Annotated in this window: 20 protein-coding genes; 10 read left to right on the forward strand and 10 right to left on the reverse strand. The window is 70.5% G+C overall.

Annotation, left to right across the window (positions count from 1 at the left end):
• Positions 1-25 precede the first annotated feature (25 nt).
• The 7 genes from FBY35_RS31025 to speB all read right to left on the reverse strand — a co-directional run bounded on the left by FBY35_RS31025 (position 26) and on the right by speB (position 10790).
• Positions 26-1459 carry a S28 family serine protease gene (locus FBY35_RS31025; RefSeq protein WP_142217250.1) on the reverse strand — a complete coding sequence of 478 codons (1434 nt, stop codon included), beginning with the start codon at positions 1457-1459 and terminating at the stop codon, positions 26-28.
• Positions 1460-1573: 114 nt separating this feature from the next.
• Complete coding sequence (locus FBY35_RS31030; protein ID WP_399209180.1) at positions 1574-1987, reverse strand: hypothetical protein; 414 nt, start codon at positions 1985-1987, stop codon at positions 1574-1576.
• Positions 1988-2066: 79 nt separating this feature from the next.
• Positions 2067-5774 (reverse strand): ABC transporter ATP-binding protein, encoded by a 3708-nt coding sequence (locus FBY35_RS31035; RefSeq protein ID WP_142217251.1) that lies wholly within the window; start codon positions 5772-5774, stop codon positions 2067-2069.
• Between the two features lie 108 nt (positions 5775-5882).
• Entirely contained in the window at positions 5883-6839 is a 957-nt protein-coding gene (locus tag FBY35_RS31040; RefSeq protein ID WP_142217252.1) for a serine hydrolase, read from the reverse strand.
• Between the two features lie 107 nt (positions 6840-6946).
• On the reverse strand, positions 6947-7984 hold the full coding sequence (locus FBY35_RS31045) for an esterase-like activity of phytase family protein (RefSeq protein ID WP_142217253.1): 1038 nt from the start codon (positions 7982-7984) through the stop codon (positions 6947-6949).
• Positions 7985-8139: 155 nt separating this feature from the next.
• On the reverse strand, positions 8140-9822 hold the full coding sequence (locus FBY35_RS31050) for a thiamine pyrophosphate-binding protein (RefSeq protein ID WP_142217254.1): 1683 nt from the start codon (positions 9820-9822) through the stop codon (positions 8140-8142).
• Positions 9819-10790: an agmatinase gene (gene speB, locus FBY35_RS31055; protein WP_142217255.1), complete on the reverse strand. Its 972-nt coding sequence runs from the start codon at positions 10788-10790 to the stop codon at positions 9819-9821. The genes FBY35_RS31050 and speB overlap by 4 nt, the downstream gene beginning before the upstream one ends.
• A 171-nt stretch (positions 10791-10961) precedes the next feature.
• Between speB and FBY35_RS31060 the strand changes: the two genes are divergently transcribed.
• From FBY35_RS31060 to tesB, 4 genes are all read left to right on the forward strand, one after another.
• Positions 10962-12470 (forward strand): PucR family transcriptional regulator, encoded by a 1509-nt coding sequence (locus FBY35_RS31060; protein WP_142217256.1) that lies wholly within the window; start codon positions 10962-10964, stop codon positions 12468-12470.
• 112 nt (positions 12471-12582) lie between these two features.
• On the forward strand, positions 12583-13065 hold the full coding sequence (locus FBY35_RS31065) for a hypothetical protein (protein WP_260848870.1): 483 nt from the start codon (positions 12583-12585) through the stop codon (positions 13063-13065).
• A 181-nt stretch (positions 13066-13246) separates the two neighbouring features.
• Positions 13247-14404, forward strand: a complete 1158-nt coding sequence (locus tag FBY35_RS31070) for an acyl-CoA dehydrogenase family protein (RefSeq protein WP_142217257.1) — start codon at positions 13247-13249, stop codon at positions 14402-14404.
• Positions 14405-14434: 30 nt separating this feature from the next.
• Positions 14435-15307, forward strand: coding sequence for an acyl-CoA thioesterase II (tesB, locus tag FBY35_RS31075; protein WP_142217258.1), 873 nt, complete (start codon positions 14435-14437; stop codon positions 15305-15307).
• Positions 15308-15316: 9 nt separating this feature from the next.
• Here the strand turns inward: tesB and FBY35_RS31080 are convergent, their stop codons facing one another.
• From FBY35_RS31080 to FBY35_RS31090, 3 genes are all read right to left on the reverse strand, one after another.
• Positions 15317-16096, reverse strand: coding sequence for a phosphatase (locus tag FBY35_RS31080; RefSeq protein ID WP_142217259.1), 780 nt, complete (start codon positions 16094-16096; stop codon positions 15317-15319).
• A 126-nt stretch (positions 16097-16222) separates the two neighbouring features.
• Positions 16223-16501: a hypothetical protein gene (locus FBY35_RS31085; RefSeq protein ID WP_142217260.1), complete on the reverse strand. Its 279-nt coding sequence runs from the start codon at positions 16499-16501 to the stop codon at positions 16223-16225.
• 107 nt (positions 16502-16608) lie between these two features.
• Positions 16609-17205, reverse strand: coding sequence for a TetR/AcrR family transcriptional regulator (locus FBY35_RS31090; protein ID WP_142217261.1), 597 nt, complete (start codon positions 17203-17205; stop codon positions 16609-16611).
• An 89-nt stretch (positions 17206-17294) separates the two neighbouring features.
• Here FBY35_RS31090 and FBY35_RS31095 point away from each other — a divergent pair, with 89 nt between their 5' ends.
• The 6 genes from FBY35_RS31095 (at position 17295) to FBY35_RS31120 (ending at position 25054) form a co-directional block, all read left to right on the forward strand.
• Complete coding sequence (locus FBY35_RS31095; protein WP_142217262.1) at positions 17295-18911, forward strand: carboxyl transferase domain-containing protein; 1617 nt, start codon at positions 17295-17297, stop codon at positions 18909-18911.
• A 14-nt stretch (positions 18912-18925) separates the two neighbouring features.
• On the forward strand, positions 18926-20938 hold the full coding sequence (locus FBY35_RS31100) for a biotin carboxylase N-terminal domain-containing protein (protein WP_142217263.1): 2013 nt from the start codon (positions 18926-18928) through the stop codon (positions 20936-20938).
• The gene (locus FBY35_RS31105; protein ID WP_142217264.1) at positions 20935-21873 is read left to right on the forward strand and encodes a hydroxymethylglutaryl-CoA lyase; all 939 of its coding nucleotides are present in this window, start codon (positions 20935-20937) and stop codon (positions 21871-21873) included. Before FBY35_RS31100 ends, FBY35_RS31105 begins: the two co-directional genes overlap by 4 nt.
• A 7-nt stretch (positions 21874-21880) precedes the next feature.
• Positions 21881-23041 carry an acyl-CoA dehydrogenase family protein gene (locus tag FBY35_RS31110; RefSeq protein WP_142217265.1) on the forward strand — a complete coding sequence of 387 codons (1161 nt, stop codon included), beginning with the start codon at positions 21881-21883 and terminating at the stop codon, positions 23039-23041.
• A gap of 118 nt (positions 23042-23159) precedes the next feature.
• Complete coding sequence (locus tag FBY35_RS31115) at positions 23160-24185, forward strand: ABC transporter substrate-binding protein (RefSeq protein ID WP_142217266.1); 1026 nt, start codon at positions 23160-23162, stop codon at positions 24183-24185.
• A gap of 2 nt (positions 24186-24187) precedes the next feature.
• Positions 24188-25054, forward strand: a complete 867-nt coding sequence (locus tag FBY35_RS31120; RefSeq protein WP_142217267.1) for a siderophore-interacting protein — start codon at positions 24188-24190, stop codon at positions 25052-25054.
• Positions 25055-25101: the final 47 nt, after the last annotated feature.

Below are 25101 nucleotides of genomic sequence, written 5' to 3' on the forward strand. Positions count from 1 at the left end.
CGGGCACAGCCCACTCAGCAGTGCGTTACGGCCGCAGGGCCGGTTCCCGCTCGATGTCGCGCTTGTCGAGCTTCGCGTCGTACGTGGTCAGCGGCTTCGCCTTCGCCTCGTCCTGCTGGACGGCGGCCGGGGCGACGCCCGCCCACTTCAGGATCGCGGCAGTGGCGGCCGCCTTCTGGTCGGGCACCAGACGGGCCACGTTGGCGCCGTGGTTGGCACCCGGAGCGACGTACACATGGCTGTCGCGGGTGCCGCTGCCCGGCCGGAACTGCTCCGAGCCCCACGGGTCGTTCTCGCCGTAGACGAACAGCATCTGGTTGGCGTTGTGCCGCACCCAGGTGTCCACGTCGCGCATGACCCACGGCTTGAAGCGCATCGGGATGTCACGCGGCACGAAGTTCCGAGGCGGCTGGTACCCGTACCGGGTCAGGCCACTGAGGTGCGGCTGCTTGATGTCGGGCGAGCCCAGCTCGGTGCCTGCCTGGTAGTAGTACGGGGTGTACGTCTCCAGGCCCTGGTCGGTGTAGGCGGAGAAGCCGGAGATCGCGTCGATGCTGTCGTAGATCTCCTGGTCGCCGGCGGTCGCGGCGACCGGGATCGATCCGCAGTCGGCCAGCAGGCTGTACTGCCAGAAGGCCCAGACATAGTCGAGGACGACCGCCTCGTACGCCTTGTCGAGGCTGCCGACGGTCTTGAAGGTGTAACCCTCGGCGGTCGCGTACGCCTGGTACTTGGCCTCCAGCGGCTCGCGCCGCACCAGGGCCTCGCGCTGGACCGCGTTCAGCTTGTCGCGGCACTCCTTGGTGCCGACCTTCTCGAAGAACCGGTCGTAGGCCGAGTCCTCCTTGTTCACCACGTCGTTGGGCGCGACGTACGCGACGACGCCGTCCATGTCCCGCGGGTAGTAGCGCTCGAAGTAGGTGGCCGTCATGCCGCCCTTGGAGGCGCCGGTGGCGAGCCACTTCTTGGTGTAGATCTTCTTCAGCGCCGTGAAGACCCGGTGCTGGTCGCTGGCGGCCTGCCAGATGTCCAGCTTCGACCAGTTCGCCGGGTCGGGCCTGGACGGGGTGAAGAACCGATACTCCAGGGAGACCTGGTTGCCGTCGATGATCGCCGTCGGCTCACTGCGGCGTGGCGTGGTGCTCACGTTGTAGCCGGAGGTGAAGAAGACGGTGGGGCGGCTGGTGTCCTTGTGCAGCAGGGTGATCCGCTGCTTGAACGTGCCCTTGTCGGGGTGCCGGTGATCGACCGGCTGCGTGTAGTTGAGGACGAAGTACCGGTAACCCGGGTACGGCTTCTCCTCGATGAGACTCATGCCCTCGATCGCGAGGATCCGGTCCTTGATGTCCGTCCCGGCTGTCGGCTCCGCGGCGGTAGCCGCACTCGCCGTCGCACCGGCCGCACTCATGGTGCCAATGAGCACCACGAGCGACAGCAGCCATCTGAGCGCCTTGCGCATTCACCCTCCCCTTGGTTCACCTGTGGTCGCGGTGAACCTAGCGGGGGCAACACCCGCCCCGCCAGCCCCAGTTGGGATCGGCCGGTCTGACCAGGTGTCATACGGAGGGCGAAGTCAGCACAGGATCCAGCCGGTCGAACGCGAGATGCCCGCGATCGAACCGGTGACCCGGACACAGCGGTTGAGCGCGTGGACCGTGACGGGGCCCGCCTGGCGGATGAAATGGCCCTCGTCGACGGCGGCCCGGCCGCCGCGTGCCTGGAGCGAGATGGACATGACCCGCCGCACGCCGGGCTTCCTCGCCACGGTCATGGCGCAGGCGTACTGCCGGTTCTTGTAGACCCGCAGCTCACCGGTGGCGAACTTGACGGTCTTCAGCGGTCGGCCGCTGCACGTGGAGGCGACGGCTTCGGCGTTTGACGCGCCGGGTCCGGCCAGTGTGAGCACTCCTGCTGCCATGAACACGGCGACACCCTGCGCGAGCAGCCGCCGTCGCCCCAGTCGTTTGTTCCCCGCCTCACCGAACACGCTCGCACCCCTTTGTCACGGCCCCGTACATGCGTACGACGCAGCGGGGCTTCCTACGGTTGCGATATCCGGCGATCCGTCATACCGCGGCGGGCTCGTCCTCCCCGATGAAGGTGCGCCAGAGCGTGGCGTAGCGCCCGCCCAGGGCGAGGAGTTCGTCGTGCGTACCGTCCTCGACGACCTTTCCGCCGTCCATCACGACCACCCGGTCCGCCCGGGCCGCCGTGGTCAGGCGGTGGGCGACGACCAGCGTGGTGCGGCGGCCCGTCAGCCGGTCCGTGGCCTGGTTGACCTGGGCCTCGGTGGCCAGGTCCAGGGCGGCGGTCGCCTCGTCGAGCAGCAGGATGTCCGGGTCCACGAGCTCGGCTCGGGCGAGCGCGATCAGCTGGCGCTGGCCCGCAGAGAGGTTGCGGCCGCGCTCGGAGACCTCGTGCAGGTAGCCGCCGTCGAGGGTGGCGATCATGTCGTGGGCGCCGACCGCGCGGGCCGCCGCCTCCACTTCGGCGTCGCTCGCTCCGGGGCGGCCGTAGGCGATGGCGTCCCGGACGTTCCCCTCGAAGAGGTACGCCTCCTGGGGGACGACGCCGAGCCGGTGACGGTAGGCCGTCAGATCCAGCTCGCGCAGATCGGTGCCGTCGGCGGTGACCCGGCCGCCGGTCGGGTCGTAGAACCGCGCGACCAGCTTGACGAGTGTCGACTTGCCCGCGCCGGTCTCGCCGACGAAGGCGACGGTCTGGCCGGCCGGTATGCGCAGGTCGATCGAGTTCAGGGCCGCCTCGTCGTCCCCGTAGGCGAAGTCGACGTTCTCGAAGGCGATCTCGCCGCTCAGCGAGCGCACGTCGAGAGGCGCCTTCGATGTGGCGGTCGACGTCGGCTCCTGGAGGAGCTCCTGGATACGGCCCAGCGACACCGTCGCCTGCTGGTATCCGTCGAAGACCTGCGAGAGCTGCTGCACGGGCGCGAAGAACAGGTCGATGTAGAGGAGGTAGGCGACCAGCGCGCCGGTGGTGAGAGTGCCCGCCTCGACCCGGCCCGAGCCGACGATCAGCACGGCCGCCACGGCCACCGAGGACAGCAGCTGAACGAAGGGGAAGTAGACCGAGATCAGCCACTGGCCGCGCACCCGGGCCCGGCGGTAGCTGTCGCTGCGGCCGGCGAACCTGTCCGCGCCGTCGCGCTCGCGCCGGAACGCCTGCACGATCCTCAGCCCGGACACGGACTCCTGGAGGTCGGCGTTGACGACACTGATGCGTTCACGGGCCAGTTCGTAGGCCTTGACGCTCTTCTTGCGGAAGAAGTACGTGCCGACGATCAGCACCGGCAGGGTCGCGAAGACGACCAGCGCCAGCTGAAGGTCGATGACCAGCAGGACGACCATGATGCCGAAGAAGGTGACCACCGAGACGAATGCGGTGACCAGGCCCGTCTGCAGGAACGTGGACAGGGCGTCCACGTCCGTCGTCATCCGGGTCATGATCCGGCCGGTCAGCTCGCGCTCGTAGTAGTCGAGTCCGAGCCGCTGGAGCTGCGCGAAGATCTTCAGGCGCAGGGAGTACAGCACGCGCTCGCCGGTGCGCCCGGTCATCCGGGTCTCGCCGATCTGGGCCAGCCACTGCACGATCACACTCGCCAGCGCCAGCAGGGACGCCGCCCACACCGCGCCGAGCGCCAGCTGTTCGACGCCCTCGTCGATTCCGTGCCGGATCATCACGGGCAGCAGCAGGCCCATGCCCGCGTCGGTCGCCACCAGCAGCAGGCTGATCAGCAGGGGCAGGCCGAAGCCGCGCAGCAGTCGGCGCAGGCCGTAGGTCTGCTCGGGACGTACGGCACGCGCCTCGTCGATCCGGGGGGTGTCGGTCGCCGGGGGCAGCGCCTCGACCTGGGCGAGCAGCTCGGGGGTGGCACCGGGTGCCGCCGACTCCCGGTCCCTTTCACCGCGCTCCCACAGGCGGGGCGTGATGCCGCGCTCGACGTCGAACTCGGCTTCCAGCTCGTCCCGTACGGTGTGGTCCTCTTCCGGTTCCGCGGCGGGCGGCGGGGTGTGTCCCGGCGATACGCCGCCGAGTCCGTCCGGGTCGGTCAGCAGCCGCCGGTACAGGGCCGAGCGCCGGGTCAGCTCCTCGTGCGTACCGATGTCGGCGAGGCGTCCGCCGTCGAGGACCGCGATCCGGTCGGCGAGACCGAGGGTGGAGCGGCGGTGGGCGATCAGCAGGGTGGTCCGGCCGGCCATGACGCTGCGCAGCGCCTCGTGGATCTCGTGCTCGACACGGGCGTCGACGGCCGAGGTGGCGTCGTCCAGGAGCAGCAGCCTGGGGTCGGTGAGGATCGCGCGGGCGAGCGCGATGCGCTGGCGCTGGCCGCCGGAGAGGGTGAGGCCGTGTTCGCCGACCTTGGTGTCGTAGCCCTCGGGCAGCTCGGCGATGAAGCGGTCGGCCTGGGCGGCGCGGGCGGCGGTCTCGATCTCTTCCTGGGAGGCGTCCGGCTTTCCGTACGCGATGTTCCTCCGCACGGTGTCGGAGAAGAGGAAGCTGTCCTCCGGCACCAGGCCGATGGCGGCGCGCAGGGAATCCAGGGTCAGCTCGCGCACGTCGTGACCGCCGACCAGGACGGCGCCGTGCGTCACGTCGTAGAAGCGGGGCAGGAGCAGCGAGACCGTGGACTTGCCGCTGCCGGAGGAGCCGACGACGGCGACGGTCTCGCCCGGCCGTATCTCCAGCGAGAAGCCGTCCAGGACGGGGCGCTGCTCGTCGTATCCGAAGGTCACGTCGTCGAACTCGACCGTCGCGGGCGCGTGGGCGGGGAGTTGTTTGGTGCCGTCCTGCATCGTCGGCTCGGTGTCGATGAGCTCCAGTACGCGTTCGACACCGGCACGGGCCTGCTGTCCGACGGTCAGCACCACGGCGAGCATCCGGACCGGGCCGACGAGTTGCGCCAGATAGGTCGAGAAAGCGACAAACGTGCCGAGGGTGATCTGGCCCCGGGTGGCCAGCCAGCCGCCGAGCGCCAGCATCGCGACCTGTCCGAGCGCGGGGACGGCCTGCAGCGCGGGGGTGTACACGGCGTTCAGCCTGATGGTCCGCAGCCGTCCCGCGAAGAGCTTGCGGCCGACCTCGCGCAGCTTGCCGGTCTCCTGGTCCTCCTGGCCGAAGCCCTTGACCACGCGTACGCCGGAGACGGCGCCGTCGACGACGCCCGCGACGGCCGCGGCCTGGCTCTGGGCGTACCAGGTGGCGGGGTGCAGCCGGACGCGGCTGCGCTTGGCTATGTACCAGAGGGCGGGGGCGACGGCCAGGGCCACCAGGGTGAGCGTCAGCGACAGCCACGCCATGATCACCAGGGAGATCAGGAAGAGCAGGATGTTCCCGATGGTCATCGGGAGCATGAAGAGCAGGCCCTGGATGAGCTGGAGGTCGCTGGTGGCGCGGCCGACGACCTGGCCGGTGGAGAGTTCGTCCTGACGGCGGCCGTCCAGACGGGTGATCGTCCCGTACATCTCGGTCCGCAGATCGTGCTGGACGTCGAGGGCGAGGCGTCCGCCGTAGTAGCGGCGTACATAGGTGAGGGCGTAGATGACGAGGGCGGCGGCTATCAGCAGACCGGTCCAGACGGCGACCGATCCCGCCCCCTCGCCGATCACGTCGTCGATGACGACCTTGGTGATCAGCGGGACGAGCGCCATGACGGCCATACCCGCCAGCGACGAGCCGAGCGCGAGCACCACATTGCGCCGGTAACGCCAGGCGTAACCGGCGAGCCTCCGTGCCCAGCCTTGGTCTGCCGCCGCCACGTGATGCCTCCCGGTCGCCCGATCCAGTTCTGAAATCGTGTTCTGGTCTACCGGAAAGCACCAACGCGGCGAGCAGCGGATTTCATCCCGCCGCAACAAGCGTCCGGCTCAGCGGGTGGCTTGAATCGCGTCCCTCGCGGCGGTCTCCGGGGTGGCCGGCAGGGCCTCCTGCGGAACGGCGGGCGGAGCGACGACCCCGGCCGAGCGGGCGGTGGCCGGGTTGAGGTCCTTGTGGATGGCGCGGGCAACGGCCTGGATGGTGGTGACCCCGTAGTCCATGGTCGCGTTGTCCCACGTCAGGACGGTGATCGTGTAGTCGTGGCCGTTGCCGGTGAAGGCGCCGATGCTGTGGACGCGCCAGCCGTGGGTGGCCCGGGACAGCCAGCCGTTCTTGACCTGGACCGTGACATCGGCGGGGGCTCCGGCCGGGGTGCCCCAGCGCTGGGAGGCGATGACCTTGCTCATCAGCTTGAGGGCGTAGGAGCGGTTGCCGTCCAAGAGCACGGTGTTCGGCACGGTCAGCAGCGCGAGCAGCTTCTGCTCGTCACGGGCGGTGATCTGGGTGAGGCCCCAGTAACCACCGGTGCCGGGGACCGTCTGGGTCATCCCGGCGGCCGTGAGGAAGCTCTTGATCTTCGTCAGGCCGAGCTGCTTCCACAGGGCGCTGGTGGCGGTGTTGTCCGACTTGGTGATCATGTCGGAGGCAAGCGTGAACTCGCGCTGGGTGAAACCGCGCTTCTGCCGCTGGGCGTCCAGCAGCAGGGCCCCGAGCACGGTCGCCTTCACCACGCTGGCCGAGTCGTACTTCTGGTCCGGGCGCAGAACACAACTGGTCTTGCTGACCCGGTCGTTGAGAAGCACCGCGGTCGTCGACGCACGGCCCGAGAGCGCGGCGGTGATGTCGGCGGTCAGCTTTGCGGCGAGCCCCGCGGTCTTGGAGGTGCAGGCGACCTGCGGCGTCGCGGCGGCCGCGGGCGCGGCGCCCGCGGCCAGGGGCACGAACAGGCCCGCGGCCGCGACGGCGGCGGCCGCCCGCGCGCGCCGCGATATGGGGTGGTGAGTCATGGATCCCTGTCTCCTGGTGCTGTCGCGGGTGCGCCTCTCCGGTGCACCCGCCACACATGACTCACGACTGGCGGAAAGGTTGTATGAGTTACGTCTCAGTGCCCGGCTCAGGCCGGCGGAAGACAGACCGAAAGCCGGTAGAAACGGGTGATTTGAGCGGAATTCTGGTTGTCGTCACTGGCCAGCAGGAGCTGGAGCCGCCCACCGGGTCCTCGCCAAGTGACCGCCATGGCCTCGATGTTGTCGAGCAGCGGATTGCGCTGGGGCTGCTTGGCCGGGGCGCCGAGGGAGGGGCAGTCGGCGAGGTCCGCGAGCAGCGTCTTGCGTACGAGCCGGATCCCGTCCTGCCCCGTCACGTACTCGGTCCCGCTGACGTCGGCGGCATGGCGCAGGTCGGCGAGATAGAGCCGGACGGTGTTGCCGACGCCCGCCGTGAAGCCTCGCTCCAGCACGAGCAGGCGGCCGTCCCCGGTGGCGGTGGTCTCGCTGATCCCGAGACCGGTGTCGGCACGGTAGGCGTACTGCTCGTCGAGCCGGAAGTCCTGATTCGGGCTGTGCCGCCGCCAGGTCTGCAGCCGCACGATCCCGGCCCCGTCACCGGCGATCGGCCCCTCCATGGCGGCGACGAGGGTCCGGCCGCCGGGCCCCAGCGTCAGCCCCTCGAAGGTGAGATTCCGCGTGGCCCGCCCGGCGGGGGCGACGCGCAGCGCCCCGGGCACGGGGAGGGAGCCGAGTATCGCGCCCTCGCGGCTGTAGCGGCGGATGGACGGCTCGGTCTCGGAGCTGATGAGCCGGGTGCCGTCCCGCTCGACGGCGAGCCCCTCGGAGTCGAGCTGCGCCCCCTTCTCGTCGGCGAGATGCACAACGCTTTTGGGCACAAGACTCGTGCGGTCGAGGCCGAACAGCTCCGAGCGGTCCGAGACCGCGGCCATGCCGCCGTCCGTGTCGACGGCGAGGGCGGAGAAGTTGCCGACGAAGCTGCCATGGAACTCGGTCTTGTCGAGCGCGTCGGAGTAACTGTCGATGCTCACCCGGGGCGAGCAAGTGCCGGGCCGAGGACGGGAGTCGGCGGGAGCGGCGGCGCCGAGGCAGGTGGCGACGGCCAGGCCGGCGGTGACGGTGGCGAGTACGGTTCGCAGACGCATGGCGCCACCGTAGGCCGGTCCGGGCCCCGCCCGGGTGGACTTCCCGTGAACAGCGAGACTGCGCCCCGCCGCTTCGGGCGAGCGAACGGCGGGGCGCAGAGGTCGGGAGCGGCTCAGAGGTGCTTCGGGGTGGCTCAGAGGTGCGTCGGGGTGGCTCAGAGGTGCGTCGGGGCGAACATCCGCAGGACCGCCGGGAGTACGACCATCGAAGGGCCCGGCTGCGTCAGGGACTTCGCGAGGTCCTGAGCAAGGGACTGAGGAGTCGTACGGACCGCGGGCACCCCGAAGGATTCCGCCAGGGCCACGAAGTCCGGGCGGGTCAGTTCCGTCGCCGTCGCCCCGCCGAAGGCGTCCGTCATGTACTCGCGCAGGATGCCGTAGCCGCCGTCGTCCACAATCAGCCATGTGACGGGGAGGTTGTACTGGCGGGCTGTCGCAAGTTCCGCGATCGAGTACATCGCGCCGCCGTCGCCGGAGACCGCGAGGACCGGGCGGGTGGGGTCGGCCGCTGCCGCCCCCAGCGCCGCCGGGAAGCCGTATCCGAGGCCGCCCGCGCCCTGCGCCGAGTGCATGGTGTTCGGACGGCGGGCGTCGAAGGCGGACCAGGCCCAGTAGGCCAGGATCGTCATGTCCCAGAAGCTGGGGGCATCGTCCGGCAGGGCCTTGCGGACCGAGGCCAGCACCTGCTGTTCCAGGGTGAGTTCCTGGGCCTCGATGCGGACCCGGACCTTCCCGAGCACCGAGCGTACGGATGCGGCCGCCGTGTCGTCCTCGCGCTCCTGCACCGTCTCCAGCAGCGCCGACAGGGCGATCCGCGCGTCCGCGTGGATGCCCAGGGCCGGGTGGTTGGACTCCAGCTTGCCGGCGTCCGCCTCGATCTGAACGACCCGGCCGCGCGGCGCGAACGTGTGGTAGTTCGAGGACAGTTCGCCCAGTCCGGAGCCGACGACGAGCAGGACGTCCGCGGACTCAAGGAAATCCGTGGTGTGGCGGTCCTCCAGCCAGGACTGGAGCGAGAGCGGGTGCTCCCAGGGGAACGCGCCCTTGCCGCCGAAGGTGGTGACGACCGGGGCGTTCAGCTTCTCCGCCAGCGCGAGCAGCTTGCCGGACGCGTCGGAGCGTACGACTCCGCCACCGGCGATGATCGCCGGACGCCTTGCGCGGGAGAGCAAGTCGGCTGCCACAGCCGTCAGTTCGGGGCGCGGCACGACCTCGTGCGGCGTCGCGTCCATCGCAGTGACGACCGGCAGCGTCGTCGGCGCCAGCAGGACGTCCTGCGGGATCTCGACCCACACCGGCCCGTGGGGAGCCGTCAGCGCCGACTCCCAGGCCGCCGCGATCGCCGACGGGATCTGGGACTGGGTGCGGGCCGTGTGGACGGACTTCACCACATCCCTGAACGAGGCCTGCTGGTCGCGCAGTTCGTGCAGATAACCGTGGCGTCCGCCGCCCAGCCCGGCCGTGGGCACCTGACTGCCGATCGCGAGGACGGGGGCGGAGGCCGCCGCGGACTCCTGCAGCGCCGCGAGCGACATCAGCGCACCCGGGCCGGTGGACAGCAGCAGCGGCGCCACCTCGCCGGTGATCCGGCCGTACGCGTCGGCGGCGAAGCCCGCGTTGTTCTCGACGCGCAGTCCGACGTACAAGAGCGAGGAGCGGCGCAGGGCGTCGAACATGCCGAGCGCGTGCTGGCCCGGCAGCCCGAAGACGGTCGTCGCGCCGAGACCGGCGAGGGTCTCGACGACGAGGTCCCCGCCGTTGCGGCCCGCCGGGGGGTTCAGCGCGGCCGCGGTCTGCGCCTCGGTCGGCCGGAGGACCAGGTCGTGACCGTGGGTCACTGCGCCGCCTTCGCCGCCGCGATCTGGCGGGACATGATCGTGGTCAGCTCGTAGGCCGTGTGGGAGGCGGCCACGCACGTGATCTCCGCGTGGTCGTACGCCGGGGCCACCTCGACCATATCCGCGGAAACAAGGTTGCAGGAGGCGAGCCCGCGCAGGATCTCCAGCAGCTCGCGGGAGGTCATGCCGCCGGCCTCGGGCGTGCCGGTGCCCGGTGCGTGCGCCGGGTCGAGGCAGTCGATGTCGATGGAGATGTAGAGCGGACGGTCGCCGATGCGCTGGCGCAGCTGGTCGGCGACCTCGTCGGCGCCGCGCCGGTAGACGTCGGCGGAAGTGACGATGCCGAAGCCCATCTTCTCGTCGTCGGTCAGGTCCTGCTTGCCGTACAGCGGCCCGCGGATGCCCACGTGGGACAGGGCGGAGGTGTCGAGGATGCCCTCCTCGACGGCACGGCGGAACGGGGTGCCGTGGGTGTACTCCGCGCCGAAGTACGTGTCCCAGGTGTCCAGGTGTGCGTCGAAGTGCAGCAGAGCGACCGGGCCGTGCTTCTTGGCGACCGAGCGCAGCAGCGGCAGCGCGATGGTGTGGTCGCCGCCGAGCGTCATCATGCGCGCGCCGGTGCCGAGCAGATCGTCGGCCGCGGCCTCGATCGTCTCGACGGCCTCGTTGATGTTGAACGGGTTCGCGGCGATGTCGCCCGCGTCGGCGACCTGGGCGAGCGCGAAGGGCGAGGCGTCCTGTGCCGGGTTGTACGGGCGCAGGAGCCTGGACGCCTCGCGGATGGCGTTGCCGCCGAAGCGTGCGCCGGGACGGTAGGAGACGCCGGAGTCGAAGGGAACGCCGACCACGGCGACATCGGTGGTGCCGACCTCGTCGAGCCGGGGCAGCCGGGCGAACGTCGCAGGTCCGGCGTACCGCGGAATACGGGACGAGTCGACCGGGCCGCGCGGCTGCTCGTTGCTGCTCATGCGTTTTGCCTTCTTTCCTACGATTCGTTGCGGTATTCGACTTTAGCTGGGAACGGCCTCGGTCCCATCTGGGGGCCCTCCGCTCCTTGTGCGATGACGGTAGGTGGCCGGAGTGTGGCGCTGAAGTGTACGTTTTATCCATTCTTCACCCCGCTGATGGATGGATCGTCCATGCCGGAGACCGCAGCAGCCCCACCGACCCCGCCGATCCCTCTCGCCGCACTGCTGGCCCGCGAGGATCTGGGTCTGCGCCAGATCGCCGGGCCGGTGGAGACGGGCGCGGCGGTGCACATGGTGCACACCTCGGAGATGGCGGACCCCTATCCGTATCTGCTGGGCGGCGAGCTGCTGCTCAGCGCGGGGGTGCTGCTGAAGGACCCCGACCGGTATGTCTCGCGCATCGTTCAGGCGGGGGCGACAGCGCTCGGCTTCGGGCTCGCGCCGGTGTACGACACGGTGCCGGCGAACCTGATCGAGGCGTGCGACCGACATGGGCTGCCGCTGCTCGAAGTGCCGCCGCAGACCACGTTCACGGCGGTGGCGCGGGCGGTGTGGCGACTGATGGCGGAAGCCCGCCACCGGGAACTGCGCCGGGTCACCCGGGCACAGCAGGGCCTCGCCGCGGCGGCGGCCCGCCCGGACCCGATCCCGGCGGTCCTGCACCAGCTGGCGGTACGGCTGGAGGGCTGGGCGGTTCTGCTGGGCCCGGACGGCACGGAAATGTCGTCGTCGGGCCGTGCACCGTCCCCCGAGGCCAGGGGGGGCCTGGCCCGGCTGGCGCGCGTGGTCCGCCCCGGCACCACGTCGGCAGGCACGTCCCGTCCCGCCCCGGCATCGGCGACGGACACGGTGCCGCCGCCACCGGCATCCGGGGCCGGTTCCGCCGAACCGGCGGAGCCGGGCAGCAGCGCCACGACCTCCTCCGCCCTCTCCCACCTCTCCGCGTACGCTCTCGGCGGCAGCCGGAGCCTGGTCCTCGGGCTCGCGGCACCCGCCCGCGAGGCCGGGGACCACACGGTCGCCGGGGTCGCCGTTGTCCTGCTCTCACTGCTCACAGCACCGCACCAGGGCGCCGACGCCGCGGGCCGCAGCGCCGCCCTCGTACGCATGCTGCTCGGCGCGAGTCCCGCCCAGACCGCCCCACTGCTGGGACCGGGGCCCTGGACGGTGGTCCACGGACAGGGCGGCGACGACAGCCCCTTTGCTGCGACGGCCCTGGGCGCGGCGCTGGGCAGCGCACTGGTCGATCCGGACGCGGACGACTGCGTACGGGTGCTGCTCCCGGCCGGACACGAGGTCGGCGCACAGCCCGGCTGGACGCTCGGCGTAAGCGCGCCCGCGTTTCCCGAGGAGCTCGCGGCGGCCGACGCGCAGGCAGCCAGGGCGGTACGCCGCGCCGTGGCCACCCGCAAGGACCTGGTGCGCCACCGGGAGAGCGCCCCCCTCTGGCTCGACCAGGCCCGCCACCGCCTCGCACCCCTTGCGGACTCCCCCGCGCTCGTCGAGACGCTGCGCACCTGGCTGTCCCTGCACGGCAGCTGGGACCGCACGGCCGCGGCGATGTCGATTCACCGCAACACCGTCCGCCACCGCATCGCCCGGTGCCAGACGCTCCTCGACCAGGACCTGGACGACGCGGACGTACGGATGGAGCTGTGGTTCGCGCTGCGGCACAGCTGAGGCGCCGCGGCCCGGGGTGCGGACGGTTCTGGCGAGAGCCCACCAATCCCGGCCTCGAAAGCTGTCTCCGAAACCTCAAGTCCCGCGTGGGGAAGGCATGTTGGAATCAAACATGACCACCACCGCTGACAGTTCCATGCACCTTGGCCCGGATGAGCCCTCGCGCCGCCTGCGCGCCGAGATCGAGCGTCTGCGCGACGAGGCGGCGCGGCAGCGCGCGCTCGCCCACCGGCGGGCGGAATTCTGGAACAGGGCCCACATCGTCCTGGGATTCCCCGCGGCTCTGCTCGCGGGTATTTCCGGTGCCGCGGGACTGGCCACGGCGGACGCCCGCGTCCCCGCGGCGCTGATCGCCCTCGCCTCTGCCGGGTTCGCGGCCGGGTCGGGCTTCCTGCGGAGTGATGCCCGGCGCGTGGCCAACAAGCGCGCCCGGCAGGCGTGGGCCGACCTGGAGGGCAGGGCAAGCGTGAAGCTGGCGCACGAGCGCCTGACCCCCGAAGACCTGCGCGAGCTACTGCAAAGCCGTCAGGCGGCGCTGGCGGCGTACGACGGCGAAGGACCTCAGCCGGGCCCGCAGCCGGTGCTGCCCGGCTGAACCGACGCGCCTCGCCGACGGCGCCACCGCGTGCGCCACCGCGCGATTCGGCCGCCTGACACCCGAAGGGGACATCACAGCGTGCTCATCATCACTCTGGACAGCTCTTGCGACTGCCGGGTAACTTATGACTGAGCAAGCGCTTAGATATCTGAACCCGGCACCGCGAAGGAGGCGTACCGTGCGCCGCACCGTTTACAACGAGGACCACGAGGCGTTCCGCGAGACGATCCGCGCCTTCATCGAGGCCGAGGTCGCACCCGTCTTCGACGAGTGGTACGCGGCGGGCCAGGCGCCCCGCGACTTCTACTACAAGCTAGGCGAGCTGGGCGTCTTCGGCATCAACGTGCCCGAGGAGTTCGGCGGCGCAGGCATGGACACGCACAAGTTCGAGGCCGTGCTCTACGAGGAGACCTCGCGCGCGGGCGTCAACTTCGGCGGCTCCGGTGTGCATGTGCTGCTCGCTCTGCCGTACATCAAGATGCTGGCGACCGACGCGCAGAAGAAGAACTACCTGCCGAAGTTCGTCACCGGCGAGGAGATGTGGGCGCTGGCGATGACGGAACCGGGCACCGGTTCCGACGTCGCGGGCATGAAGACCACCGCCAAGCTCTCGGAGGACGGGACTCACTACGTCCTCAACGGCGCCAAGACCTTCATCACCGGTGGTGTGCACGCCGACCGCGTGATCGTCTGCGCCCGCACCTCGGCCCCGCGCGAGGACGACCGCCGCTTCGGCATATCCCTGTTCGCCGTGAACACCAAGTCCGAGGGCTACTCCGTCGGCCGCAAGCTGGACAAGCTCGGCCTGAAGACCTCCGACACCGCCGAACTGGCCTTCGTCGACGTCAAGGTCCCGGTCGAGGACCTGCTCGGCGAGGAGAACAAGGGCTTCTACTACCTCGGCGCGAACCTTCCCTCCGAGCGCTGGGGCATCGCGTTCGGCGCGTATGCACAGGCCAAGGCCGCCGTCCGGTTCGCCCAGCAGTACGTGCAGGAGCGCACGGTGTTCGGCAAGCCGGTCGCGCACTTCCAGAACACCAAGTTCGAGCTGGCCGCCTGCCAGGCGGAGGTGGACGCCGCCGAGGCGGTTTCCGACCGTGCTCTGGAAGCCCTGGACGCGGGCGAGCTGACCGCCGCCGAGGCCGCCTCGGCGAAGCTCTTCTGTACCGAGGTCGCCCACCGCGTCATCGACCGCTGCCTCCAGTTGCACGGCGGTTACGGCTACATGAACGAGTACCCGATCGCCCGCCTCTACGCCGACAACCGCGTCAACCGCATCTACGGCGGCACCAGCGAGGTCATGAAGTCGATCATCGCCAAGGACATGGGCCTGTAGGGCAGTTGGCTCCTCAACTACCTTCACCCCATGAGCGAAGCACTTGACGATCTGCTCGATCTGCTCGACGTGGAGCAGATCGAGCAGGACATCTTCCGGGGGCGGTCCCGCTCGGCGATCGTCCCCCGCGTCTTCGGCGGACAGGTCGCGGCCCAGGCGCTCGTCGCCGCGGGCCGCACCGTCCCCGACGACCGCACGGCCCATTCCCTGCACGCGTACTTCCTGCGCATGGGCGACCCGGGCGCGCCGATCGTCTACACGGTCGACCGCATCCGCGACGGCCGCTCCTTCACCACGCGCCGGGTCGTCGCCGTCCAGCACGGGCAGCCGATCTTCCATCTCTCGGCGTCCTTCCAGACGTACGAGGAAGGCCTCGAACACCAGACGCCGATGCCGCCCGCGCCCGCCCCGGAGACCCTGCCTACAGCGGCAGAGATGCTGCCCAGGTACGCAAAGGACTTCGTCGACCCGGGCACCGTGGAGCGACTGCTGCAGGCACGCGCCGCGGTCGATCTGCGCTACGTCGACGATCCGCCGTACGGAACCGTGGGCCGGCCGCGCGAGGCGCGCTCGCAGGTGTGGTTCCGGGCCAACGGCAAGCTCGCCGACGATCCGCTGCTGCACGTCTGCCTGGCCACCTACGTCTCCGACATGACACTGCTCGACTCGGTGCTCCTCGCGCACGGCCGCGGCGGCTGGACGGTCGGCGACGTGGTCGGCGCCTCGCTCGATCACGCGATGTGGTTCCACCGCCCCTTCAGGGCGGACGAGTGGCTGCTCTACGACCAGGAGTCCCCGTCGGCGTCCGGCGGCCGGGGTCTGGGGCAGGCGCGGATCTACACCCAGGACGGCCGGCTGGCGATTTCCGTCATCCAGGAGGGCGTGGTCCGCGTCCCGCGGTGATCGGGCGGGTCAGGCGAGCCCCGCCGCGTCCAGCAGATACGCCGCCATCGGGTCGTAGAAGCGCGGATCGGTGACATGGTCGTCCAGCGGCACGGTCACCTGGAGCGTGCCCTCCGCCTCGCCGATGAAGAGCGCGGGGTCGTTGCAGTCCGCGTAGCCGACGGAGTCCAGGCCGCGCTGACCCGCGCAGCCTGCCCAGCCGTGGTCGGCCACCACCAGGTCGGGCTGCTCTCTGCCGTCCCGCTCCAGGCCGTCCAGGATCGCGGCCATGGGCGCCGGGGAGTGCGTGTGCCACAGGGTCGCGCCGCGTTCCAGCACCGCGACGTCGGCGAACTGGAAGACCATGCCCTCGTCGGCCGTAAGACCGCCTGGAATCCTCACGATCTCGCACCCGGCGGCCCGCAGCGCGTCGGCGGTCTGCCGGTGCACGTCGAGGAGACCGCCGGGATGACCGGTCGCGAAGAGCACCCGCTCCTGACCTGCGGCGGCCTTGCGCAGCCGCGCCGCGAGCCGCTCCAGGGCGTCGACGGTCAGTTCCGGGTCGATGGTGTCCTGCCCGGTCCGGTACTCGGGATCGTCGTTGACCCCGCACCGCTCGGCCATGACGGCGAGTACGTCCTGCTCGTCGGTCCAGCGGTCGCCGAGCTCCAGTCCCAGCCAGAAGTGACGGTCGCCGTTGGCCAGTTTGCGGTAGTGGGAGAGGTTGTTGTCGCGGGGTGTGGCGACATCTCCGGCGATACGTGTGCGGACGAGGTGGTCGACAAGGGCGGCACGGCTGGGTATCGGCATGAGCCCATTGTGCCGTCAGGGGCACACGCCGTGCCGGGCGTCCCGAAGGCTGGACGGGCCGATCGCGTCACCCGCAGGCGCGACGAACCTCGGGAGCGGCCGCAGGAGCGGACGTTCAGGCGTGCTTCACCCCTGGTTCGCCCAGAACTGCGCGCCCATCAGGACGAGCACTCCGAAGGCGAACACCGCCCCGACACCGGGATTCCTGCGCCGGCCCGCAGACCTGACGAGCAGGCCCAGGGCGGCGATCCATCCCGCGGTGTAGATGATCCAGGCGACGGTCGAGGCGGACGTGGCGTCGTTCTTCTGGAACAGCGCCCAGGACACGGCGACGAACACCGCGGGCGCCGCCCACAGGTTCCGCTCGATCGTCTCCCGGCAGTCGGGCCTGAAGCTTTCGGACATGAAACCCCCGTGGTCGACGAGGCTGGTCGGGCCTCGCTGCGCCGGTCGTGGCACCGACTGGGACTGTACATGGGCCGGCTGGGGCCCTTCCCGTACGCCGGGGCGGCTCAGGAACCGTCCGCCGCGGCCGCGAACGCCCCGCGGGCCAGGCGGTGGAGCAGGTCCGCGGTCGCGTCGCGGCCGAGGCGGGCGTCCGGGCGCCCGAGGTGCGGTGTGGAGTTGAGCAGGCCGAAGACCGCGTGGACCGCGGCCCGGGCGTCGGCCTCGGCCAGCGCCGGGTACATCGCGCGGACCGCCTGGACCCACAGCTCCACGTACTGCCGCTGGAGCTGCCGCACCAGCTTGCGGTCGCTCTCCCGCAGGCGGTCAAGCTCCCGGTCGTGCAGGGTGATGAGTGGGCGGTCGTCCAGCGCGAAGTCGATGTGCCCGTCGATCAGTGCGGCGAGCAGCACCTCGGGGTCGGTGGCGGACTCCTCGACCCGCAGCCGGCCGCCGCTCAGCAGCCGCTCGCTGATGCCCACGAGCAGCTCGGCGAGCATCGCGTCCTTGCCCGCGAAGTGGCGGTAGAGACCCGGCCCGCTGATACCGACGGCAGCTCCTATCTCGTCGACGCCGACCCCGTGGAAGCCGCGCTCGGCGAAGAGGCGCGCGGCCTCCTTGAGGATCTGCTCGCGGCGCGTCGGGGCCGTCGTCCTGGTGCTCATGGGAATTCATTCTAGACAGGGGTGTTAGCGCTCGTTAACCTAGAGGAAACACGTTAACGCTCATTAACTGAGCAAGGGAGCTCGAGCGAATGCAGCAGGCACCCGTGCTGGCGAGCGCGGCAGACCCCGCCTCCCCGGCCTGGCAGGCCAATGAGGCGGCGCACCAGGAGCTGGCCGACGCCCTGCGCGCCAAGCTCGCCGCCGCCCGACTCGGCGGAGGTGAGAAGGCACGCGCCCGCCACACCGCACGCGGAAAGCTGCTGCCGCGCGACCGCGTGGACACCCTCCTGGACCCCGGCTCCCCCTTCCTGGAGCTCGCTCCCCTCGCCGCCGAGGGGATGTACGAGGGGCAGGCCCCCGCCGCCGGAGTGATCGCCGGGATCGGGCGGGTCAGCGGCCGCGAGGTGGTCGTCGTCGCCAATGACGCCACCGTCAAGGGCGGCACGTACTACCCGATGACCGTCAAGAAGCACCTCCGCGCCCAGGAGGTGGCCCTGGAGAACCGGCTGCCCTGCGTCTATCTCGTCGACTCCGGCGGCGCCTTCCTGCCGATGCAGGACGAGGTCTTTCCCGACCGCGAGCACTTCGGCCGGATCTTCTACAACCAGGCGCGGATGTCCGGCGCGGGCATCCCGCAGATCGCGGCCGTCCTCGGCTCGTGCACCGCTGGCGGGGCGTATGTACCCGCCATGAGCGACGAGGCCGTGATCGTCCGCAACCAGGGCACGATCTTCCTCGGCGGCCCGCCGCTGGTGAAGGCCGCGACCGGCGAGGTCGTCACGGCCGAGGAACTCGGCGGCGGCGAGGTCCACTCCCGCGTCTCCGGCGTCACCGACCATCTCGCCGAGGACGACGCGCACGCGCTGCGGATCGTACGGAACATCGTGGCGACGCTGCCCGAGCGCGGCCCGCTGCCCTGGTCGGTCGAGCCCGCCGAGGAGCCCAAGGCCGACCCGGCCGGTCTGTACGGAGCGGTGCCGGTGGACTCCCGCACCCCCTATGACGTACGGGAAGTGATTGCCCGGATCACCGACGGCTCCCGGTTCCAGGAGTTCAAGTCCGAGTTCGGGCAGACCCTGGTCACCGGATTCGCCCGGATCCACGGCCACCCGGTCGGCATCGTCGCCAACAACGGCATCCTGTTCTCCGAATCCGCCCAGAAGGGCGCGCACTTCATCGAACTGTGCGACCAGCGTGGCGTCCCCCTGCTCTTCCTGCAGAACATCTCGGGCTTCATGGTCGGCAAGGACTACGAGGCGGGCGGCATCGCCAAGCACGGCGCGAAGATGGTCACGGCCGTGGCGTGCACACGCGTGCCGAAGCTGACGGTCGTCGTCGGCGGTTCGTACGGCGCGGGCAACTACTCGATGTGCGGCCGGGCCTATTCGCCACGCTTTTTGTGGATGTGGCCCAACGCCAAGATCTCCGTGATGGGCGGCGAGCAGGCGGCCTCCGTGCTGGCCACCGTGAAGCGGGACCAGTTGGAGGGGCGCGGCGAGGCGTGGTCCGCCGATGCGGAGGACGCCTTCAAGGCGCCGATCCGGGCCCAGTACGAGTCCCAGGGCAATGCCTACTACGCGACGGCCCGGCTCTGGGACGACGGCGTGATCGACCCCATGGAGACCCGCCAGGTGCTCGGCCTCGCCCTCACCGCCTGCGCCAACGCCCCGCTGACCGACCCCGCCTTCGGCGTCTTCCGGATGTGAGACGGACCATGACGATGTTCAGCACAGTCCTTGTCGCCAACCGAGGCGAGATCGCGGTGCGCGTCATCCGTACGCTGCGCGCGATGGGCATCCGCTCGGTCGCCGTCTTCAGCGACGCGGACGCGGACGCCCGGCATGTACGGGAGGCGGACACCGCGGTCCGTATCGGCCCGCCGGCCGCCGCCGAGAGCTACCTCAGCGTGGAGCGCCTGCTCGAAGCCGCCGCCCGCACGGGCGCTGAGGCGGTCCACCCGGGCTATGGCTTCCTCGCCGAGAACGCGGGCTTCGCACAGGCCTGCGCCGACGCCGGCCTCGCCTTCATAGGGCCGCCCGCCTCGGCCATCGAGCTGATGGGTGACAAGATCCGCGCGAAGGAGACCGTGCGGGCGGCGGGCGTCCCGGTGGTTCCGGGCTCCTCGGGATCCGGCCTGAGCGACGACCAACTGGCGGGCGCCGCCCGGGAGATCGGCATGCCGGTGCTGCTGAAGCCCTCGGCGGGCGGCGGCGGCAAGGGCATGCGGCTCACGCGCGTGGAGTCGGCTCTCCTCGACGAGATCGCGGCGGCCAGGCGCGAGGCGCGGGCCTCCTTCGGCGACGACACCCTGCTCGTCGAGCGCTGGATCGACCGGCCCCGGCACATCGAGATCCAGGTCCTCGCGGACGGGCACGGGAACGTGGTGCACCTCGGCGAGCGCGAATGCTCGCTGCAACGCCGCCACCAGAAGATCATCGAAGAGGCTCCGAGCGTCTTCCTCGACGAGAAGACCCGTGCGTCGATGGGCGCCGCGGCCGTGGAGGCGGCCCGGTCCTGTGGCTATGTGGGCGCGGGCACGGTGGAGTTCATCGTCCCCGGCAGCGACCCGTCCTCGTACTACTTCATGGAGATGAACACCCGGCTCCAGGTCGAACACCCGGTGACGGAGCTGGCCGTGTCGATCGCAGGCGGCGGCCTGGACCTGGTGGAGTGGCAGCTGCGGGTCGCGGCGGGCGGGCAACTGCCCTTCGTCCAGGACGATGTCACCTTCACGGGCCACGCGATCGAGGCCCGCATCTGCGCGGAGGACCCCTCCCGGGGCTTCCTGCCCTCCGGCGGCACGGTCCTTGCCCTGCACGAGCCGCACGGCGACGGCGTGCGCACCGACTCGGGACTCACCGAGGGCACGGAGGTCTCCAGCCTGTACGACCCGATGCTGTCCAAGGTCATCGCGTACGGCCCCGACCGCGCGACCGCCCTGCGCAAGCTGCGTGCGGCCCTGGCAGACACGGTCACCCTCGGCGTCCCGACGAACGCGGGCTTCCTGCGACGTCTGCTGGCCCACCCTGCGGTGGTGTCGGGCGACCTGGACACCGGACTTGTGGAACGGGACGCGGACAGCCTGGTGGTCGACGGCGTCCCGGCGGAGGTGTACGCGGCGGCGGCGCTGGTGCGGCAGCCGGCTCTCCCCCGCGCGGCCGGGGGCTGGACGGACCCCTTCGCAGTGGCCAGCGGCTGGCGCCTCGGCGGCGTCCCTGCCTGGACGGTCCACCACTTCCGCGTGCCGGGCCAGGATCCTGTGGCGATTCGCGTACGGGGCGAGGCGACGAGCGCGGAACTCCTGCCCGCCGCCGGGGAGATCCAGCGAGCCCGGCTCGTCAGCCTCGACGCTCGGCGCGTCACCGTCGAACTCGGCGGCCTCACCCACACCTTCACCCACGTCTCCTCCGCGGAGGGGACCTGGCTCGGCCGGGACGGCGAGTCGTGGCACGTCCAGGACCACGACCCCGTCGAGGCATCCCTCAGCGGCGCCGCGCACGCGGGCGCGGACACCCTCGCCGCGCCCATGCCCGGCACGGTCACCGTCGTCAAGGTCGCCGTCGGGGACGCGGTCGTGGCGGGCCAGGGCCTCCTCGTCGTCGAGGCGATGAAGATGGAGCACGTCATCTCCGCCCCGCATGCCGGCACCGTCAGCGAGCTGGACGTCACGCCCGGCTCGACCGTCGCCATGGACCAGATCCTGGCGGTCGTCACCCCGAGGGAGGAAGCATGACCGACGGGCTGCCCATGGCCGTTCCGGCACAGGGTCTGCCGCCCCGCGTGCGGATCCACGAGGTCGGTGCGCGTGACGGCCTGCAGAACGAGAAGACCGTCGTCCCCACCGAGGTCAAGGCGGAGTTCATCCACCGGCTCGCCGAAGCGGGCCTGACCACCGTCGAGGCGACCAGCTTCGTTCACCCCAAGTGGGTGCCCCAACTCGCCGACGCCGAGCAGTTGTTCCCCCTCGTCGGCGACCTCCGGGGTGTCGCTCTGCCCGTTCTGGTACCGAACGAGCGCGGTCTTGAGCGGGCTGCCGCCCTCGGTGCGCGCCGTATCGCCGTGTTCGGGTCCGCGACCGAGACCTTCGCCCAGCGCAATCTCAACCGCAGCGTGGACGAGTCGCTGGCCATGTTCGAGCCGGTCGTCGCCAAGGCCCGCGCGGACAGGATGCATGTCCGCGGCTATCTGTCCATGTGCTTCGGCGACCCGTGGGAGGGGCCCGTCCCCGTCCACCAGGTCGTCCGGGTCGCCAGGCGGCTCATCGACCTCGGCTGTGACGAGCTGAGCCTCGGCGACACCATCGGTGTGGCCACACCCGGCCATGTGCTGGCCCTGCTCGCCGCCCTGAACGAACAGGGGGTGCCGACCGATGCCATCGGCGTGCATTTCCACGACACGTACGGCCAGGCACTGGCCAACACCCTCGCCGCTCTCCAGCACGGCGTGACCACCGTGGACGCCTCCGCGGGCGGCCTCGGCGGCTGCCCGTACGCGAAGAGCGCGACCGGGAACCTCGCCACCGAAGACCTCGTGTGGATGCTCCAGGGCCTCGGCGTCGAAACCGGGGTCGATCTCGGCCGCCTGACCGCCACGAGCGTGTGGATGGCCGAACAGCTGGGCCGACCGAGCCCCTCCCGCACCGTCCGCGCCCTCTCCCACAAGGAGTGACTCCCCCATGTCCCTGGACCACCGGCTCACCCCCGAGCACGAGGAACTCCGCCGCACCGTGGAGCAGTTCGCGCACGACGTGATAGCTCCCAAGATCGGCGACTTCTACGAGCGCCACGAATTCCCCTACGAGATCGTCCGCGAGATGGGCCGCATGGGCCTGTTCGGACTGCCGTTCCCCGAGGAGTACGGCGGCATGGGCGGCGACTATCTCGCCCTCGGTATCGCCCTGGAGGAACTGGCCCGCGTCGACTCCTCCGTCGCGATCACCCTCGAAGCGGGCGTCTCGCTCGGCGCGATGCCCGTGTACCGCTTCGGCACGGAGGAGCAGAAGCGGCAGTGGCTGCCGCAGCTGTGCTCGGGCGAGATGCTCGGTGCCTTCGGTCTGACCGAACCGGGCGCCGGCTCGGACGCCGGCGGCACCAGGACGACGGCTGTGCGCGACGGTGACGAGTGGGTGATCAACGGCTCGAAGTGCTTCATCACGAACTCCGGCACGGACATCACGGGCCTCGTCACGGTCACCGCGGTCACCGGCCGCACGCCCGAGGGCAAGCCGCTGATCTCCTCGATCATCGTCCCCTCCGGCACCCCCGGTTTCACCGTCGCCGCCCCCTACTCCAAGGTCGGCTGGAACGCATCGGACACCCGCGAGCTGTCCTTCGACGACGTCCGGGTGCCGCTGGCCAACCTGCTGGGTGAGGAGGGCCGCGGCTACGCCCAGTTCCTGCGCATCCTCGACGAGGGCCGGATCGCCATCTCGGCGCTGGCGACGGGCCTCGCGCAGGGCTGTGTGGACGAGTCCGTGAAGTACGCCAAGGAGCGTCAGGCGTTCGGTCGGCCGATCGGCGAGAACCAGGCCATACAGTTCAAGATCGCGGACATGGAGATGCGAGCGCACATGGCCCGGGTCGGCTGGCGCGACGCGGCCTCACGGCTGGTCCAGGGCGAGCCGTTCAAGAAGGAGGCGGCGCTCGCCAAGCTGTACTCCTCCACGGTCGCGGTGGACAACGCGCGTGAGGCCACCCAGATCCACGGCGGCTACGGCTTCATGAACGAGTATCCGGTGGCCCGGATGTGGCGCGACTCCAAGATCCTGGAGATCGGCGAAGGCACGAGCGAGGTGCAACGGATGCTGATCGCCCGGGAGTTGGGGCTTACGGGCTGACCCGGTCGCCCTGGGGCGGGCTTGTGCCGGGCCGCCCACTGGACAGAAGCTAAGGTTAGGCTAACCTATCCTAGACCTGCCCAGTGGCCGACCCGGCACGTACGAAAGCGGACTCATCATGCCCAACGCCCGCCCTTCCCATCTCACCCGCCGCGGCCTGCTTTCCGCGGGCAGCGCCCTCGGGCTCGGCGCGGCGCTGGCCGCCTGCGGCAGCGAAGACAAGAAGGGCGGCACCGACAAGGCCGCCGAGAAGTCGGGCCCCTGGTCCTTCACCGACGACCGTGGCAAGAACGTCCAGTTGAAGGCGTTCCCGAAGAACATCGTCGCCTTCACCGGCACCGCCGCGGCCCTCCACGACTACGGCGTCGAGGTCAAGGGCGTGTTCGGCCCGACGACGACCAAGGGCGACAAGCCCGACGTCCAGGCCGGCGACCTCGATGTCACCAAGGTCAAAATCATCGGCAATTCGTACGGCGAGTTCAAGATCGAGCAGTACGCGGCCCTCAATCCCGAGCTGCTGATCACCAACATGTGGGCCAAAGACGACCCGTGGTACGTCCCGCCGCAGTCCAAGGACAAGATCATGAAGCTGGCCCCCAGCGTTCTGCTGTGGGCGGCCGAGACCACGATGCAGAAGGCGCTGGAGCGTCACGCCGAACTCGCCGCGTCGCTCGGCGGTGACGTCAAGGGCAAGAAGGCGACCGACGCCAAGGCCCGCTTCGAGAAGGCCGCGGCCCGCCTGCGCGCCGCCGCCAAGGCCAAGCCGAACCTCAAGGTGCTCATCGGCTCCGGCAGCCCGGAGCTGTTCTACGTCTCCGTGCCGAAGATGTCCGCCGACACCCTGTACTTCCAGGAGCTGGGCGTGAAGTTCGTCGAGCCGAAGGCCAATGCGCAGGGCTTCTTCGAGGAGCTCAGCTGGGAGAACGCCGGCAAGTACGGCGCCGACCTCATTATCCTGGACAACCGCACCGGGACCCTCCAGGCCGACGCCCTCAAGAGCAAGCCGACCTGGAACCAGCTGCCCGCTGTCAAGGCCGGACAGGTCATCCCGCGCGTCACCGAGCCGATCTACTCCTACGACAAGTGCGCGCCGGTCCTCGATGACCTGGCCAAGGCCATCGAGACCGCGAAGAAGGTCGCCTGACCATGACGACCACGACCGAGCTCGCCCCGTTCCGCTTCTTCGACCTGACGGTTGTACGGACCAGGCGGCTCGGCCGGTCCATGGTCCGTGTCACCTTCGGGGGCGAGGATCTGAAGACCTTCGCCGCCGGAGGCCGCGACCAGAGCCTCTCCCTCTTCCTGCCGCACCCCGGCCAGGAGAATCCCGTCGTGCCGGTGCCCGAGGACGGGGACCTGTACGCCGCGCTGGGCGTCTGGCGTGCGATGCCCGAGGACGTACGCGCAGTGATGCGCTCGTACACGGTGCGGGAGCAGCGGGCCGAACCCACCGAGGTCGACATCGACTTCGCCGTCCACACCGACGGAGGACCTGCCTGCCGCTGGGCCCTGAATGCCGCGCCCGGCCACCGGGTGACCGTGCTCGGCCCCGCCGTCGCCGACAACACAGCCGTGCGCTGCCGTCCGCCCGAGGACACCGACTGGGTGCTGATCTGGGCCGACGAAACGGCTCTTCCCGCCGCCGGGGCGATCCTGGAGTGGCTGCCGGCGGGAATGCGGGCCCGGGTCTGGCTGGAGGTGCAGCACACCGAGGACCGCCAGGAGTTGAGGACCGACGCTGACGCCCATGTCACCTGGCTCGTACGGGAGGAGGGCGCCCCATCGGCCCTGGAGGCGGTCAGCCGGGCGGAGTTGCCCGAGGGGACGGGGTACGCCTGGATCGCGGGCGAATCGGGCAGCGTGACGGCACTGCGCCGCCACCTGGTGCGCGAGCGTGAACTCGACCGCCGCCGCGTCACCTTCGTGGGCTACTGGAAGCGCGGCGTGAGCGAGGACGGCCTCCGCGAGCAGGCGGTGGCCGACGAGGCTGCCGACATGTGCACAACGGCATAACAGCCGTGCCCCGAGGGGGGCGTGGGACCACTGGCGCAGAAAGTTAG

It is taken from the genome of Streptomyces sp. SLBN-118, from assembly GCF_006715635.1.
In the GTDB taxonomy this organism is placed as follows: domain Bacteria; phylum Actinomycetota; class Actinomycetes; order Streptomycetales; family Streptomycetaceae; genus Streptomyces.